Raw genomic sequence first — 15,288 nt, forward strand, 5'->3', positions numbered from 1 at the left:
TCAACGCACCCTTTCACCCTTCACTCAAGCGCCTGAATTACTGAAGCAGTTTCAGGACCGACGATGGCAGCTGGTTAGCCTGCGACAGGATCGCAGTCGAAGCCTGCTGCAGAGTCTGCTGCTTGGTCAGCTCGGCAGTTTCCGAAGCGAAGTCCACGTCCTGCACGGTGGAGCGGGCAGCGGTGGAGTTCTTCTGGATGTTCTGCAGGTTGTCGACGGTGGTTTGCAGACGGTTCTGGGTAGCACCCAGGCCCGAACGGACGCTGTCGATGGAGCCGATCGCTTTGTCGATAACAGCCAGAGCGTTCTGAGCGTTGGTGGCGTCGGTCACGTCGGTTTCGGCGATAGAGGTCTTGGCCGAAGTCACAGCGGTAACACCAGTTCCCGCGAACAGGTCTTCAACGCCAGCGCCGGTCAGCGAGTAGCCCTTGGCGGAGTCCAGGTTAACAGCACCGGTAACGATCAGAGTGGCTGCATCCAACGCGGCGGCAGTACCAAGTTTGCCCGAACCGTCTTTGGCGGCAACTTCGATACCTGCAACAGCACCGGCGTCGGCGCCAGTGAACTTGAGGTTTTCACCGGTATCGGACTTGACCGACAGAGTGCCCTTGGTCTCGTCATAGTTGACGCTGATACCCAGCTTGGCAGCGTTGGACTTCAGCTGGTCAGCAAGGCCAGCGGTGTCGGTGACACCCACGAAGTCGACAGTCTGACCACCGACTTCGAGTTTGAAGTTGGCGGATGCCGGGGTGGCAGCGGCGATAGCAGCTTTGTCGATGGTGAATTCGACTTCGGTGCTTGCGGTAGCGGTCAGGCCACCTACTGCGCCGTTCAGGGTCTTGGCGATTTCCTTGGCGGAAGCACCTGCAGCGAGCGTCACGTCAGTGCTCTGGCCGTTACCGGTGATGGTGACAGCGCCACCTGCGATACCATCGGCATCTGGCAGGATGCCAACACTTTTCACTTGCTGCGAACCAATGCTCTTGGCCGAAACGTTATCCAGAGTCAGGTTGATGGTTTCGTTGGCGTTTGCGCCGACCTGAATGGCCTTGGTGCCGTACGAACCGTCCAGCAGCTTCTGGCCACCGAAGGTGGTGGTATCCGAGATACGGTTCAGCTCAGCGGTCAGAGCCTGGTATTCGTCGTTGTTCGACTTACGGTCGTCGGCGCTCAGCGAGCCAGTAGCCGAGGACAGAGCCAGGGTACGCATTTTCTGCAGGATGTCGGTCGAGGCCTGCATTGCACCTTCAGCGGTCTGGGCGATCGAGATACCGTCGTTGGCGTTCTTCACAGCCTGGCCCAGGCCATTGATCTGGCTGGTCAGACGGTTGGCGATCTGCAGGCCGGCAGCGTCGTCTTTAGCGCTGTTGATGCGCAGACCCGAGGACAGACGCTGCATCGAAGTGGTCTGAGCGTTGCTCGCCTTGGTCAGGTTGCCCTGGGTGGTGATCGACGCAATGTTGGTGTTTACAGTTAAAGCCATGACGAAATCCTCGTTGGATGGGTACTGCGGCTTCCGGCCTTGGCAACCGCCGGATTGGCCTAGAGAACCTTCGTAATGGTTATCGTCGGGTGCGCGGGTTGCTTGAGGGTTTTTTCAAAAAAAAAATACTGGCATGGGGCCAGCCCTGAGAAATCAAGGGGTTAAGGGCGGTTTATTGGCGTCAAAAACTGTTCGAACTGGGGCTGAATGCCTCATCCCGTCTGTGGGAGCGGGTTCACCCGCGAACACCGGCGAAGCCGGTGCCATAGACCGAGCTGCCTTCTTCGCGGGTGATGCCGCTCCTACAATGGGCTGCGTCAGGCAGAAGTTTATTTTCGGCAGAAAAAAAGCGCCGGGCGGTGGCCGCCGGGCGCTTTTGTGGGCTGACTGGGGATCAGTCGCGGTACAGGATGGCCGAGCCCCACGACAGGCCCACGCCAAAGCCACTGATCGCCACGCGCTTCCAGCTGCCATCGAGCATATGCTTCTGCAGCAGCAGCGGAACACTGGAGGACACCGTATTGCCGGTTTCCAGCATGTCCTTGACGAACTTCTCCGGGTGTTGCTCTTCAAAGCGTCGCGCCACGGCGTCGACAATCGCCGCACTGCCCTGGTGGATGCAGAAGGCGTCGATATCCGACGACTTCAGGCCGCTGGCGTCCAGCAGCTCGTGCAGGTGCGCAGGCACTTTGATCAAGGCGAAGTTGAATACCTGGCGGCCGTTCATGAAGAACTTGCCGTCGCTGACTTTCAAGTGCTCGGCACCGGAACCGTCAGTGCCGAAACGCGCCTGGCCCAGGTTCCATACCGCGTTTTCACCCATCCAGGTGGCCGTGGCGGCGTCGCCGAACAGCATGGTGGTGTTGCGATCTTCCGGGTCGACGATCTTCGAATACGGGTCGGCGGTGATCAGCAGGCCGTTCTTCAGGCCTGCCGCTTCCATGAAGCCTTTGATCGCATACAGGCCATACACATAGCCGGAGCAGCCCAGCGACACGTCGAACGCCGCCACGCGGGTAGACAGGCCAAGTTTGCTCTGGACGATGGCTGCGGTGTGCGGCAGGCCTTCTTCGTCGCCGTTCTGGGTGACCACGATCAACGCATCGATCGATTGCGGATCAAGGTCGGGGTTGCTGGCGAACAGTGCCTGGGCGGCCTCTACGCACAAGTCGGAGGTTTCTTGCTCTTCGGCCTTGCGCGGCAGGAACGACGCACCGATCTTGCCGAACATGAACTCTTCGTCCTTGCCGAACTTCGCACCCTGAACGTAGTTGTCCAGGCCAGCGGTGGGCACGTAACTCGCAATGCTTTTGATGCCAATCATTCTGGCTTCCCAATGAAAACAGCCAAAGACCACCACTCGATGAATTGAGGGCGCCAAATACCGGAGCGGCCACCGCCAGGGGTTGTAGCCAGGGCTCGCCTGCGCACCGGTAACAAAATGCTGCAACAGCTGCTGCATAGAATACAGGGAAGATGAGCGTTTTGACTCATTGGTCACATTGAAATGCTACGAAAGCCGTGGCGAGGGTGTGGGGACTGGGGAATTTGCGGAATGGCCGGGCGGGCACTGGACCCCGAATGATCAGCTTCGCAGCAGATATCGATGGGGCCGCTTAGCGGCCCTTTCGCGACGCAAGGCCGCTCCCACGAACGCCACCTTCAGAAGGGAGGAGGACCTGGAATGCCCCAAGAAGCTGGACATCAATCCAACCCTTGTGGGCAGCACAAATACGCCACCTCCAGGAGAGAGGAGGACCTGTGGGGGCCTTGTGTCGCGACAGGGCTGCGCAGCAGCCCCAGGATCAGGCAGGCAGATCAGAGCTTGTTGAACAGGCTCAGCTGGGAAATACGCGAGAAGGCCAGCTGCGAGGCCTCCAGCATGGCCTGCTGCAAGGTCAAGGTGATGGCCGCCTGCGACATGTCGGTGTTGCCGATGGCGTTCTGGGTGGTCTTGTTGGCCAGACCCAGGCTGGTGTTCTCCTGGCGTTGAATCTCAAGCGAGTTGCCGCGAGCACCGATCGAACCACGGGTGATATCGACCTGCTCACGGGCACTGGCCAGGTTTGCAATGGCCGAGGCCGCCGCATCTTTCAGCGCATTCGCCGCGCCAGCGCCGGTCACCGGTGTTTCCAGTGCCGCGCGCAGCTGGCTGAGGGTTTCCAGCACGTTCTGGTTCTGGTGAGTATTGGCCGTGACCGCAAACTGGTCGCCTGCCTCCGGCGAACCGGACACCTGGTAGGTCACCCCGGCCACCGTCAACGACGGCGCCGAAAAGGTACCTTTGGCGACCGGTTTGCTGTCGGCCGTCAGCGGCTGGGCATAGAACTCGTAAGCGCCCGGCCCCGTGAACTTGATCACCGCACCATTACTGGGGAACGTGCTGCGATAGGCGGCCTCGTCGGTGACGCTGCTGCTGGTGACCTGAGCGCTGGAGGTATTGCTGCCGTTACGGGTGGTATTGAACGAGTCCGGGCGTGCTTCCAAGGAGAACTCGCGCCCGCCCACGGCGGCGTCGGCATCGGCACCCTCCTCCAGGGTAACGGTTATTTCGAATTCCACCCCACGCAGGGCAATCTTGTTGGCACCTTCGGTCTTGCTGTCGAAGGTACCGTTGGTGGGCGTTTCCGAGGTGATGTCATTGCCGTTGGCGTCAGTGATGGTGTACTGCGTCGCGCTGGTAAAGGTCAGCTTGTAGGGCTGGCCTGCCGTGAAACTGTTGTTGTAGGTGGTGCTTGAGGTCAGCAAACCGGACGACACCCCGACCACGCTATCGTCAGTCGCCGGCACCAGCAGGGTCGACTGGGTGCGGCTCTTGTTGCTGGCCGAGTCGAAGATGCTGAAACCGGTGTCGTTGGTGGCCAGGCTCAGGGTATCGGATACCTGCAGGCTCAGCTGGGTCTGGTCACCGTGGTAGCTGTAGGTGCCATCGGAGTTACGCACATAGGGCGGCGTGGTGCTCTTGGAGCCTCCGAACATGTAATCGCCGTTGGCATCGCGCGAGTTGAGCAAGCCAAAGATGTTGGCCTCGATCTCTTTGAGTTCGGTGCCGATGGCCACGCGGTCAGAATCGGTCACCCCGGCGCCACCGGCACGGATCGCCAACTCGCTGGCACGCTGCATGGCATCGTTGATGGTAGAGAGCACACTCTCTTCCTGCAGCAGCGAGTTGCTCACGGTGTTGATGTTACCGCTGTACTGGTCCAGCAACGATTGCTGCTGTTGCAGCAGCAGCAGGCGTGCAGCACCGACCGGGTCATCGGCAGCGGTCTGGATACGGATACCCGACGTCACCTGGTCGTTGGTCTTGTTCATGCTGGAGAAGTTCTTGGAGTAGCTACTGGCGCTGGCCTCATAGAACTGAGCAGTGGAAATACGCACGATAGTCTACTCCTTACAAAGCGTTGATCAGGGTGCTGAAGGTTTCTTGCGCCGCCTTGATGATCTGCGAGGACGCCGTGTAGTAATGCTGGAACTTGACCAGGCTGGCCGCTTCGTCATCCAGGTTGACCCCGGACACCGCGCTGCGGCTTTCGCTGGCGGACTTGAGCACCGCCTCGGTCGCAGTGCTGTCGATGGACGCCTGGTTCGCCTTGGCACCCACGCGCTCGACCAGCGAGGCGTAGGCCGAAGTGAAGCTGGTACCGCCGCCGGAACCGGTGTTCACCGTCGACTTGGTCTGCAGGTCGAGCAGTGCCGTTGCGTTGCGGTTATCGGCCTTGCCGTCGGCATTGAACGACAGGGTAAAGCTGTCATTGGCCGCAGGGCTGCCGCCGATGGTGGTCTCGACGGCAAACGTGCGCGGGTTACCGCTGCCATCCAGAATCGGGTCGCCGGCCGCATCGAGCATCGGCACGGTCACCGACAGTTTGTTGTCGGTACCGGGTACAACGCTGCCGGTACCAATCTGGGTGCCCTTGGCATCGAACAGCTTGTAGCCCTGGGAGCCGCCACTGCCAGCATCGAACACCACGCGCACCGGCATCGAATCGCGAATCGACTGCTGGATCAGCGCGGTATCGGCACCGCCGTAGATGTCCAGCGACTCGCTCAGGGTCGGCTGGGTGATGGTGCCAGTACCGCTGTTGCCACTGCCCGAGGTCGCGCTGACAGGGCCGGCGAAGGCCAGCTTGTTGGCATCGGTCAAGGTCGTGGTAATGCTCCCGGCAGCTGCACGGGTGGGGATGACCTTGAAGCTGTCGCCGGCCGCCAGGCCGCCGCCTTTCAACGCCAGGCTGAAACCATCGATCACCGGTGCCGGGTCGGTATTCAGGTCGAAGCTGCCCATGTCGGTGCCGTCCGAGCGGCGCACACTGTACTGGTTGGCGCTGGTGAACTTCACCTCGTAGTCGTAGGTGGTCAACGCACCGCTGTTGGCGATGGTGACATCCAGATTGCCAGAGCCGGCACTGTTGTTCGACGAGGCCAGGCTGCGCTGGGCAATGGCGGTGGCGCTGTTGATGCTGGAGAACAGCGAGCTGCCGAACTGGCCGTTGGCATCCAGGCCCTGCCCCAGCTGGCTATTGATGCTGTCGGCGACGACCAGGGCAACGCGACCAAGCTCGTTCATCGACGGCGTCAGCACGTCCTGGCGATAACGCAACAGGCCGCCAATGGCGCCACCAGACACCACCGAAGTCACGTCCGAGCTGAACGAGTCATAGTTGATGCGCAGGGCAACCTGGCTCTTGTCGGCCACACCCGGCTCCACCGACAAGGTGTTGGCCTTGGTACCGGTGACCAGAGACTGGCCACTGCCCAGGTACACGTCGTAGTTGCCATCACGCTCCTGCACCGTCACCCCTACCAGCTCGTTGAGCTGGCGCACGGCTTCGCTGCGCGCATCCAGCAGGCTGTTGGGGGTGTTGCCGGAGGCGCTGGCGGCGGTGATCTGCTTGTTGTACTCGGCAATGTTGGCGGTGAGCTTGTTCACCTGGCCGGCCATGGTGTCGAGCTGGGAGTTGATCGTGGCGTTCTGCTGGGTCAGCTGGGTGCTCACCGCGTTGAAACGGTTGCTGAGGGTTTGCGCCTGGGTCAGCAGCAGCTGACGCGAGGCAACGTCACCCGGTTTCGCCGCCGCAGTCTGCAGGGCCGAAAAGAAGGCGGTAAGGACCGAGCTGATGCCGGTGTCACGGTCGGCCAGCAGTTTGTCGACGCTGGTGATCTGATCCTGGAACGTCAGTGAGTCTGCCTGCAACGAGGTGGCTGTCTGCAGCTGGTTGTCCAGGTAGGAACTGTAGATGCGACGCACATCCGCCAGCGTGGTCCCGGTACCCAGGAAACCTGCGCCAATGTTATGCGAGGGCCCCGCCGCCTGAACTGTCTGCTGGCGCGAGTAGCCACTGGTCGCGGCGTTGGCGATGTTGTTACTGGTTACCGACAAGGCCGCCTGGCTGGCACTCAGGCCACTCAGGCCGATGGAAATCAGGCTCGACATGATTTAGTCCTTTTATAAGTTCGTGGTTCTGCCAGCCATGGCGTATTGCGGGGTTGACTGCATTTGCTGGGCGATGCTGATGATCTTCTTCGCATAGCCCGGGTCGGTCGCATAACCTGCTTTTTGCAGCTCTCTTGCAAACTGCTCAGGGTTATCGGCCGCATCCAGCGCACCTTGATAGCGAGTATTGCTCTGCAGCAAGGTAACGAGATCGTGGAAGCTGTCCTGGTAGGAGTCGTAGCTGCGGAACGCCGCGGTTTCCTTGACGAACTGGCCATCGCGGAATTCGCTGGTGATCGCCCGCGCCTGCTCGCCTTGCCAGTTGCCGGTGGCTTTGATGCCGAACAGGTTGTGGCTGCTGCTGCCGTCGCTGTTGCGCATCACCGACTTGCCCCAACCGGTTTCCAGCGCGGCCTGGGCCACCAGGTAGCGCGGGTCGACACCAATGCGCCTGGCGGCCTGCTCGGCCATTGGCAGCATGGTGGCGACGAAGGCGTCGCTGTCGGTGAAAGCCTTGTTCGGCGCCAGCGGTGGCTGGGCCACGGCACGGCCGACAATGCGCAGGCCGTTGTCCGGCACGGCGAAGGCCTTGGCGACTGGCTGACCGTCACGGGCAGGCACGGCGGCGTTATTGGCAGTTTCCGCCGACGGCACGATACCGGCCAACAGGCGGTCGGTGAGTTTGCTGGGCAGGGCCAGGCGCCGCGCGTTGAGTGCAGCAACGTCATTTCGCGTAGTGGACGAGGCCATGGCATGCGCCGGCTCCGCCACCTTGTTGCCCCACAATGCCGGGCCACTGCTATCGACGCGCGGGAACGGGCTGGTATTGATCGACGCACTGCGGCCCTTGGTCAGCTGGCGCACCAGCACGTCCTGCAAGCCGATGCCGCCACCTTCGCGGGACATGCTCACGGCCAACTGCTGGTCGTACATGTCGCGGTACTGCTTGACCGTTTCGGTGTTCATCGGGTTGTCGTCGGCCAGCACGTCACTGGCCTTGCGCGAGGCCTTGAGCATTTCGCTGATGAACAGCGACTCGAATTCCTGGGCCACCTTGCGCACATTGGCTTCGCTGTCGCGGTCGCCGTGCTTGAGGGCACTCAGGCGGTTGAGGTCGGTATAGGCGCCGCTGTCGGCACTACCGGATACCTGGCTTTTGATATTCATCCGCGCCGTCCTCAGATCACGATCAGGTCGGCCTGCAAGGCGCCGGCCTGCTTCAAGGCTTCGAGGATCGCCATCAGGTCGCCGGGCGCTGCGCCCACCTGGTTCACCGCGCGGACGATTTCATCCAGCGTGGTGCCCGGGCCGAACTTGAACATCGGCTTGGCTTCCTGCTCGGCATTGACCCGCGAGCGTGGCACCACGGCAGTCTGGCCATTGGAGAAGGCCCCCGGCTGGCTGACGATCGGGTCTTCGGTGATGGTCACGGTCAGGCTGCCGTGGGTAACCGCCGCCGGCGACACCTTGACGTTCTGGCCGATGACGATGGTGCCGGTACGCGAGTTGATGATGACCTTGGCCACCGCCTGGCCTGGGTCGATTTCGAGGTTTTCGAGGATCGACAGATAATCCACGCGCTGGCTTGGGTCCATCGGCGCGCTGACCCGTACCGAACCACCATCCACGGCCTGGGCCACGCCAGGGCCGAGCAGGTCGTTGACCTTGTCCACGATGCGCTTGGCGGTCGTGAAGTCGGGGCGATTGAGGTTCAGGGTCAGGGTATTGCCCTGGTTGAAGCCACTCGGCACCGCACGCTCGACACTGGCACCACCCGGGATACGGCCAGCCGACGGCACGTTGACAGTGATCTTCGAGCCGTCACGGCCCTCGGCGTCAAAGCCACCCACGACCAGGTTGCCCTGGGCAATGGCGTAAACGTTGCCGTCGATACCCTTGAGCGGGGTCATCAACAGGCTGCCGCCGCGCAGGCTCTTCGAGTTACCGATCGACGACACGGTGATGTCCACCACCTGGCCCGGCTTGGCGAACGGTGGCAGGTCGGCATGCACCGACACTGCGGCAACGTTCTTCAGCTGCACGTTGCCGGAACCGGCCGGCACCTTGATGCCGAATTGCGACAGCATATTGTTGAAGGTTTGCAGGGTGAACGGCGTCTGGGTGGTCTGGTCACCCGTGCCATTGAGGCCCACCACCAGGCCGTAACCAATCAACTGGTTGGAACGTACGCCAGAGATGCTGGCAATGTCCTTCAGGCGCTCGGCCTGGGCAGCGAAGGCGCAGGACAAAAGCAGGGTTGTGGCAATCAGCTGCCTTACGTTGAACATGGTCATCCGTACTCAGAAAGGCCAAAGCGGGCTGATGAAGAAGCGGTCCAGCCACCCGGGCTGGCTGGCATCGGCGAACGAACCGGTACCGGAGTAGGTGATGCGCGCGTCGGCCACACGGGTGGACGGCACGGTGTTGTCGGTGGCGATATCGTCAGCGCGAACCATACCGGCAATGCGCACCAGCTCTTCGCCGGTGTTCAGGGTCAGCCACTTCTCGCCGCGCACGGCGATGATGCCGTTGGGCAGCACCTCGGCCACGGTGACGGTGATCGAACCGGTCAGCGTGTTGCCCTGGGTGGCTTTGCTGTCGCCCTTGGTCGCGCGATCGCCGCTATAACCGGCCTCCAGCGAAAGGTCACCGCCACCGAACGGATTATTGGTGTTGGGCGTGCTACCAAACAGCGAAGTCAGGCCGATGTCGGCCTTGCTGGTCTTGGCGATCTGCGAGCCCGCGTTCTTGCTGGCGGACGTGCGCTCATTGAGCGTGATGGTGATGATGTCACCCACCCGGAACGCCTTGCGGTCGCTGTACAGGTTCTGCTCGAAACCAGCCTGGTAGATCGAACCGTTGTTGGCCGCTGCCGGCAACGGGGTGCGCGGCAACACCGGCGCATAGTACGGGTCGTTGGGCTTGGGCGTCGGTGCGACGCAACCTGCCAGCAACACCGCCCCCCCCAGGGCGAAAACGGACAACAGACGATTCATGACACTTACCTCACGGGCGCAGCTGAGTGACAGGGCTTAGAGCTGTTGAGTAACGAACGACAGCATCTGGTCGGCCGTGGAAATGACTTTGGAGTTCATCTCATAGGCACGCTGAGTGGTGATCATGTTCACCAGCTCTTCCACGGTGCTGACGTTGGAGTTCTCCAGCGTCTGCTGCAAGGTGGTGCCAAAACCGTTCAGGCCTGGGGTGCCGACCTGCGGTGCACCACTGGCGGCGGTCTCGAGGAACAGGTTGTCGCCGATCGCCTGCAGGCCAGCCGGGTTGATGAAGTCGGCGGTCTGGATGTTGCCGATCACCTGTGCAGCCGGGTTGCCGGCGGTGGTGATCGACACGGTGCCGTCCTGGCCAACGGTGAAGGTCTGGGCGTCGTTAGGCACGACAATGGCAGGTTCCAGGGCGTAGCCGTTGGCGGTGACGATCTGGCCATCGGAGTTCAGGTGGAAGGTGCCGTCACGGGTGTACGACACGGTGCCGTCCGGCTGCAGGACCTGGAAGAAACCGCGGCCGTTGACTGCCATGTCCAACGGGTTTTCGGTGGTTTGCAGGCTGCCGGCGACGAAGCTTTTCTGGGTGCCCACAATACGCACACCGGTACCGACCTGCAGGCCCGAGGGCAGCTCGCTGTCCTGAGTCGACTGGGCGCCAGGCTGGCGCTTGATCTGGTAGAGCAGGTCTGCGAATTCGGCGCGATCACGCTTGAAGCCGGTGGTCGAGACGTTGGCCAGGTTGTTGGAAATGACCGTCAGGTTGGTGTCCTGAGCGGACAGGCCGGTTTTAGCGACCCAAAGAGCCGGAAGCATGTGAGTTCTCCTCGTGCGCCTGTTTTACGGCACCCGTTCAAAAGTGATTAGCCGATTTGCAAAACCCGAGCCATGGCTTCGTCGCCTTCCTTGGCCGTATTCATCATCTTGACGTGCAGTTCGAACTGGCGGGACAGCGCCAGCACCGAGGTCATTTCCTCGACAGCGTTGACATTGCTGCCCTCCAGGAAGCCAGCCACCACCCGCACGTTGACGTCGGCATCGGCCGGCTGGCCGGAGGCGGTATGGATCAGGCCGTCCAGGCCCTTTGTCAGGCCTTTGGTGTCCGGGTTGACCAGCTTGATGCGGTCGACCTCGGCCATCACCCGCGGGTCTTCACCCATGGAGCGGATGCTGATGGTGCCGTCGGCGCCCACTTCCACTTTCTGCTCCGGCGGGATGGCGATCGGGCCACCGTTGCCGATCACCGGCATGCCATTGCCGGCACGCAGCACACCGAGGGCATCGATGTTCAGGCTACCGGTACGCACATAGGCTTCGCTGCCGTCCGGCGCCTGCACGGCGATAAAGCCTTTGCCGGTCACCGCGACGTCAAGGTCGCGGCCAGTTTCGACCAACGGGCCTTCACTGAAGTCCGTGGCCGGCCGCTCAGTCATGGCGAATGCGCGCGCCGGAAAGCTGTCACCGAACACCGGCATCGAGCGGGCCTGCTCCAGGTCGCGCTGAAAACCGTTGGTGGAAATGTTCGCCAGGTTGTTGGCGTGGGCCTTCTGCGCCAGCGCATTCTGGCTGGCGCCGGTCATGGCCACATAAAGCAACTTGTCCACAGTTTCTCCTCTGCGCGTAGCTGCCGCGCTGTCACTGGGCAGGTTCCAAGCAATAATTGAACCAAGTCTGAAACACCCGTTTTACGGGGCTTTCAGCGCGGCAAAGGGCAATAACCGTCAGTTTGTCGGCGGATGTTTGCCGCCTGCGGCAAAGGCTTGCTCAATGGGCGCGGCAGGCGGCGTTGTTGTAGGGGCCGGAATGGCGCACCCAGCCTTTGCCCGGGTTGTGGGCCGAACACAGGTAGCGGCCGGTGACCAGGCTTTGCCATTGATAGAACGGGGCGGGGGCGGCGGGGGCCGGCAGAACCAGCACCAGCAAGGGGAACAAGGCCAGTAACGACAGCCGCTTCATTGGCGTGAACCTTCACATTCTTGGGGCCGCGTTGCGGCCCCAATTACAAACACCACAGCCAAAACAATCATCAGGTCATCTGAATGATGGTCTGCATGATGGTGCTTTCAGTGGAAATGGTCTTGGCATTGGCCTGGTAGTTGCTCTGCGCCTTGATCAGGTTGACCAGCTCGCCGGTCAGGTCGACGTTGGAGTCTTCCAGGGCACCACCGGAAATCTGGCCGAGGGTACCGGTGTCCGGAGCGCCGACCACCGGCACGCCCGAGGCATAGGACTCTTTCCAATTGGTACCGCCAATCGGCGTCAGGCCCTGCAGGTTGGCGAAGCTGGCAATCGCCACCTGGCCGATCACCTTGTCCTTGCCGTTGGTGAAGCTGGCAAACAGGTAGCCGCTTTGGTCGATGCTCAGCCCCGACAGCTCACCGGTGGCGAAGCCATCCTGGGTTTTGGCGATTTCTGCGGACGACGCGTTGTATTGGGTGGCACCCAGCATGTCCAGCTTCACACCGTCCGCGTTGGCGATGGCGCCATTGGCCGACCACTCTCCGGCGGCATTTTTCTGTGCCGGGATCCAGTCGTTGAGCTGGAAGATCTTGTCTTCGCCAATGCTCAGGCCGCCCGCGACGTCACCCGCAGTCATTGCATCCTTGTCCAGCGTACCATCGGACTTGAACGGCACGGCGTTGACCAACGGCGTGGTGGAAGCCGGGTCAGCCGGGTTGCGCCCATCGATAGTGGTGTGCATCGACCAGGTATTGGTCGTGTCGTCCTTGATAAAATACTGATTCATCTGGTGTTCGTTACCCTGGCTGTCGAACACCGGGGTATTGAACGTGAAGTTGTACGAACTGGCGTTGGTGGGATCGAAGGGCGTCACCGACGGGGAGGTCGCGGCCGAGTTCAGGTTGATCTTCTCGGTGATGAGGCTGGTCGGCTTCGGCGTCAGGTTGGAAGTATCGATCTGCAGGTCAGTCAGGATGCCCTGGATGATCTTGCCATCTTCGCCGACCGCATAACCCTGCAGGTTGGCACCCGAAGCATTCACCACATAACCGGCCTTGTCGCTGTAGAAAGCGCCCGCACGGGTGTAGATCTTCGAGCCGTTGTCGTTCAGGGCAAAGAAGCCGTTGCCATCAATGGCCATGTCCAGCGCCTGGCCGGTGGCATTGATATTGCCTGGTGTGAACAACTGCGAAACCGCAGCGGTCTTTACCCCGGTGCCGATCACGGTCTTGCCCGCACTGGTGCCGCGGATGGAGTTGGAATACTGGTCGGCGAACTCGGCACGCGACGACTTGAAGCCGGTGGTGGCGACGTTGGCAATGTTGTTGCCGGTAACGTTCAGGGCCTTGTTTGCTGCATAGAGGCCGCTAAGGCCGATATTGAAAGACATGTGTAACTCCTGTCGTTTTGCTCAGGCCCTAGATGCCGATGCTTTGGATTTTGGAAAGCGCAACACTGCCCAGCCCGGCCAGGTTGAGCGTCATCTCCGAACCGTTGCTACCCATGGTCACACTGGTTACCGAGGCCGGCAGGTTGGTGGTCATGGCCGTGGCCTTGCCATCGATCGAGGCGGTGGCCTTGAAGGTGTAGGTCCCGGCGGCCGCGACTTCACCGTCATCGTTCAGGCCATCCCAGGTAAAGTCGATGCTGCCAGACTTCTGGGTACCGAGCTCGATGGTGCGCACCAGCTTGTCGTCCTTGTCGTAGATCCCCACCGAGGTGGAGGTACTGGACGACGTCAGGTTGACCGAGCCCTTCATGTCCTTGCTGGTATCGACCACGGCCTTGTCGGTCTGGACAATGACATTGCGCCCGACCAGCGAGGAGGCCTGCAAGGCCTGGGAAGATTGCAGCCCGGCCGCGATGTAGGTCACTGCGTCGTTCAACGACTGCATGCTTTCCAGGCTGCTGAACTGCGCCAACTGGGCCACGAACTCGCCGTTTTCCTGCGGGTCGAGCGGGTTCTGGTTCTGCATCTGGGTGACCAGCAACTGCAGGAACGCGTCCTTGCCCAGCGCGCTGCCGGCGGCACCGGTAGAACTGTCAGTCTTGGACGTCTGCTTCTGCAGCGAGGTCAGATATGCGCTGCCGACGTCTGTAGTGGAATTGGTGGTGGTCATGTCGGCTTCCTATCACTGCCCCAGGGTCAGCACTTTCTGCATCATGTTCTTGGCCGTGTTCATCAGTTCAGCGTTGGTCTGAAACGCGCGGCTGGCGGAGATCATGTCAGCCATCTCCTCAACCACATTGACGTTCGGGTAGTAGACGTAGCCGTCCTTGTTCGCCGCCGGGTGGTTAGGCTCGTAGCGTGCTTCCAGCGTGCTCTGGTCTTCGACGATGCCTTTTACCTGCACGCCCTGCCCTGCCTCGCCCTGGTCTTCGAACAGCGACTGGCTGCTGCCGGCCTGCGCATTCTGGAAGGTGGTGGCGAACACCGGGTGGCGGGCGCGGTACGTCTGGTCGATGCTCGAAGACACGGTCTCGGCGTTGGCGATGTTGGACGCCACGGTGTTCAGACGCGTGTTCTGTGCGCTCATGCCGCTACCGGCAATGTTGAAGACACTGGAAAGGGACATGGTCATTCTCCCCGCAGGGCGGAAACCAGCCCTTTGAATTTACTGTTGAGCAAGGTGAAGCTGGCCTGGAAGCCAATCGCGTTTTCGGTGTAGTTCGATTGCTCGATCTGCGCATCCACGGTGTTCTGGTCGATCGACGGCTGCAGCGGTGTACGGTACTTGAGGGTATCGTCAGCCGCGATGGCGAGGCCTTCGGCTTCGATATGCCGGCTGTTGGTACGGTCCATGGCGAAGCGGCCGCCTTGCTGCTTGCTGGTCTCGGCGGCGAGCACCGAAGAAAAGTCCATGTCACGCGCCTTGTAATTGGGCGTGTCGGCGTTGGCGATATTGTTGGCCAACACCTCGGCGCGCTGAGCGCGGAAGCCCAGGGCCTTTTCGTGGATACCAAGCGCCTTGTCGAAACTGATGCTCATGTCGGGGAAACCTTCAGAGGTTGACCGGAATTTCGTTGAGCAAGGTATAGCAAGGGCTGTGCCAACCACTGAAAAGCCCGTGTTTAGGGAGGATTGCGGCGCAGTACTGTCAGGTTGATGCCAGAAAAGCGGCAAAGGCCTTCCGCCTGAGGTGACAAAAGCGGCAATTGATGGGCGGCAAACGCGGCAAAACAAAAAATTGACGTCAGTGTTTTCCTGTGCGGGCCTCTTCGCGGGTAAACCCGCTCCTACACGCGGCCTGTGCCTAACCACCGACCTATGTCCACCCCCGATTCGTCGTAGGAGCGGGTTTACCCGCGAATACGGTAGCGGCGGCAACGGTGAACGGCGGGTGGAAATTGGCCAGCAGGGCCGGCCTCTTCGCGGGTAAACCCGCTCCTACGACGGCCTGTGTCCA

14 protein-coding genes are annotated in these 15,288 nt (G+C 61.3%); all 14 read right to left on the minus strand.

What is annotated here, in order from left to right; all coding sequences use genetic code 11:
* Positions 1-37: 37 nt before the first annotated feature.
* Positions 38-1,483, minus strand: coding sequence for a flagellin (locus tag ACK59Z_RS18755; RefSeq protein ID WP_409293550.1), 1,446 nt, complete (start codon positions 1,481-1,483; stop codon positions 38-40).
* A gap of 394 nt (positions 1,484-1,877) precedes the next feature.
* Positions 1,878-2,807: a ketoacyl-ACP synthase III gene (locus tag ACK59Z_RS18760; protein WP_003254453.1), complete on the minus strand. Its 930-nt coding sequence runs from the start codon at positions 2,805-2,807 to the stop codon at positions 1,878-1,880.
* Positions 2,808-3,301: 494 nt separating this feature from the next.
* The gene (locus ACK59Z_RS18765) at positions 3,302-4,864 is read right to left on the minus strand and encodes a flagellar hook-associated protein 3 (RefSeq protein ID WP_143494359.1); all 1,563 of its coding nucleotides are present in this window, start codon (positions 4,862-4,864) and stop codon (positions 3,302-3,304) included.
* Positions 4,865-4,877: 13 nt separating this feature from the next.
* Entirely contained in the window at positions 4,878-6,920 is a 2,043-nt protein-coding gene (gene flgK, locus ACK59Z_RS18770; RefSeq protein ID WP_409293551.1) for a flagellar hook-associated protein FlgK, read from the minus strand.
* A 12-nt stretch (positions 6,921-6,932) separates the two neighbouring features.
* Positions 6,933-8,087, minus strand: coding sequence for a flagellar assembly peptidoglycan hydrolase FlgJ (gene flgJ, locus ACK59Z_RS18775; protein WP_230064960.1), 1,155 nt, complete (start codon positions 8,085-8,087; stop codon positions 6,933-6,935).
* An 11-nt stretch (positions 8,088-8,098) separates the two neighbouring features.
* Positions 8,099-9,208, minus strand: coding sequence for a flagellar basal body P-ring protein FlgI (locus tag ACK59Z_RS18780; RefSeq protein ID WP_004575771.1), 1,110 nt, complete (start codon positions 9,206-9,208; stop codon positions 8,099-8,101).
* A gap of 12 nt (positions 9,209-9,220) precedes the next feature.
* Complete coding sequence (gene flgH / locus ACK59Z_RS18785) at positions 9,221-9,916, minus strand: flagellar basal body L-ring protein FlgH (RefSeq protein ID WP_143494361.1); 696 nt, start codon at positions 9,914-9,916, stop codon at positions 9,221-9,223.
* 36 nt (positions 9,917-9,952) lie between these two features.
* Positions 9,953-10,738, minus strand: a complete 786-nt coding sequence (gene flgG, locus ACK59Z_RS18790) for a flagellar basal-body rod protein FlgG (protein ID WP_003254462.1) — start codon at positions 10,736-10,738, stop codon at positions 9,953-9,955.
* Between the two features lie 47 nt (positions 10,739-10,785).
* On the minus strand, positions 10,786-11,526 hold the full coding sequence (gene flgF, locus ACK59Z_RS18795; RefSeq protein ID WP_003254463.1) for a flagellar basal-body rod protein FlgF: 741 nt from the start codon (positions 11,524-11,526) through the stop codon (positions 10,786-10,788).
* Between the two features lie 160 nt (positions 11,527-11,686).
* Positions 11,687-11,878 carry a hypothetical protein gene (locus tag ACK59Z_RS18800; RefSeq protein ID WP_003254464.1) on the minus strand — a complete coding sequence of 64 codons (192 nt, stop codon included), beginning with the start codon at positions 11,876-11,878 and terminating at the stop codon, positions 11,687-11,689.
* A 70-nt stretch (positions 11,879-11,948) separates the two neighbouring features.
* Positions 11,949-13,271 (minus strand): flagellar hook protein FlgE, encoded by a 1,323-nt coding sequence (gene flgE / locus ACK59Z_RS18805; RefSeq protein ID WP_064614947.1) that lies wholly within the window; start codon positions 13,269-13,271, stop codon positions 11,949-11,951.
* 28 nt (positions 13,272-13,299) lie between these two features.
* Positions 13,300-14,001 carry a flagellar hook assembly protein FlgD gene (gene flgD / locus ACK59Z_RS18810; RefSeq protein ID WP_003254468.1) on the minus strand — a complete coding sequence of 234 codons (702 nt, stop codon included), beginning with the start codon at positions 13,999-14,001 and terminating at the stop codon, positions 13,300-13,302.
* A gap of 12 nt (positions 14,002-14,013) precedes the next feature.
* The gene (gene flgC, locus ACK59Z_RS18815; protein WP_003254469.1) at positions 14,014-14,457 is read right to left on the minus strand and encodes a flagellar basal body rod protein FlgC; all 444 of its coding nucleotides are present in this window, start codon (positions 14,455-14,457) and stop codon (positions 14,014-14,016) included.
* A 2-nt stretch (positions 14,458-14,459) separates the two neighbouring features.
* Positions 14,460-14,870 carry a flagellar basal body rod protein FlgB gene (gene flgB, locus ACK59Z_RS18820; RefSeq protein ID WP_012051595.1) on the minus strand — a complete coding sequence of 137 codons (411 nt, stop codon included), beginning with the start codon at positions 14,868-14,870 and terminating at the stop codon, positions 14,460-14,462.
* Positions 14,871-15,288: the final 418 nt, after the last annotated feature.

It is taken from the genome of Pseudomonas sp. KCJK9058 (genome assembly GCF_046230975.1).
Classification (GTDB): Bacteria; Pseudomonadota; Gammaproteobacteria; order Pseudomonadales; family Pseudomonadaceae; genus Aquipseudomonas; species Aquipseudomonas alloputida.

Excerpts from the sequence above, each read along its gene's own strand:
- flgB (WP_012051595.1), bottom strand. The coding sequence starts at position 14,870 with ATGAGCATCAGTTTCGACAAGGCGCTTGGTATCCACGAAAAGGCCCTG.
- ACK59Z_RS18800 (WP_003254464.1), bottom strand. The coding sequence starts at position 11,878 with ATGAAGCGGCTGTCGTTACTGGCCTTGTTCCCCTTGCTGGTGCTGGTT.
- flgE (WP_064614947.1), bottom strand. The coding sequence starts at position 13,271 with ATGTCTTTCAATATCGGCCTTAGCGGCCTCTATGCAGCAAACAAGGCC.
- flgK (WP_409293551.1), bottom strand. The coding sequence starts at position 6,920 with ATGTCGAGCCTGATTTCCATCGGCCTGAGTGGCCTGAGTGCCAGCCAG.
- ACK59Z_RS18780 (WP_004575771.1), bottom strand. The coding sequence starts at position 9,208 with ATGTTCAACGTAAGGCAGCTGATTGCCACAACCCTGCTTTTGTCCTGC.
- flgG (WP_003254462.1), bottom strand. The coding sequence starts at position 10,738 with ATGCTTCCGGCTCTTTGGGTCGCTAAAACCGGCCTGTCCGCTCAGGAC.
- flgJ (WP_230064960.1), bottom strand. The coding sequence starts at position 8,087 with ATGAATATCAAAAGCCAGGTATCCGGTAGTGCCGACAGCGGCGCCTAT.
- flgH (WP_143494361.1), bottom strand. The coding sequence starts at position 9,916 with ATGAATCGTCTGTTGTCCGTTTTCGCCCTGGGGGGGGCGGTGTTGCTG.
- flgD (WP_003254468.1), bottom strand. The coding sequence starts at position 14,001 with ATGACCACCACCAATTCCACTACAGACGTCGGCAGCGCATATCTGACC.
- ACK59Z_RS18760 (WP_003254453.1), bottom strand. The coding sequence starts at position 2,807 with ATGATTGGCATCAAAAGCATTGCGAGTTACGTGCCCACCGCTGGCCTG.
- ACK59Z_RS18755 (WP_409293550.1), bottom strand. The coding sequence starts at position 1,483 with ATGGCTTTAACTGTAAACACCAACATTGCGTCGATCACCACCCAGGGC.
- flgC (WP_003254469.1), bottom strand. The coding sequence starts at position 14,457 with ATGTCCCTTTCCAGTGTCTTCAACATTGCCGGTAGCGGCATGAGCGCA.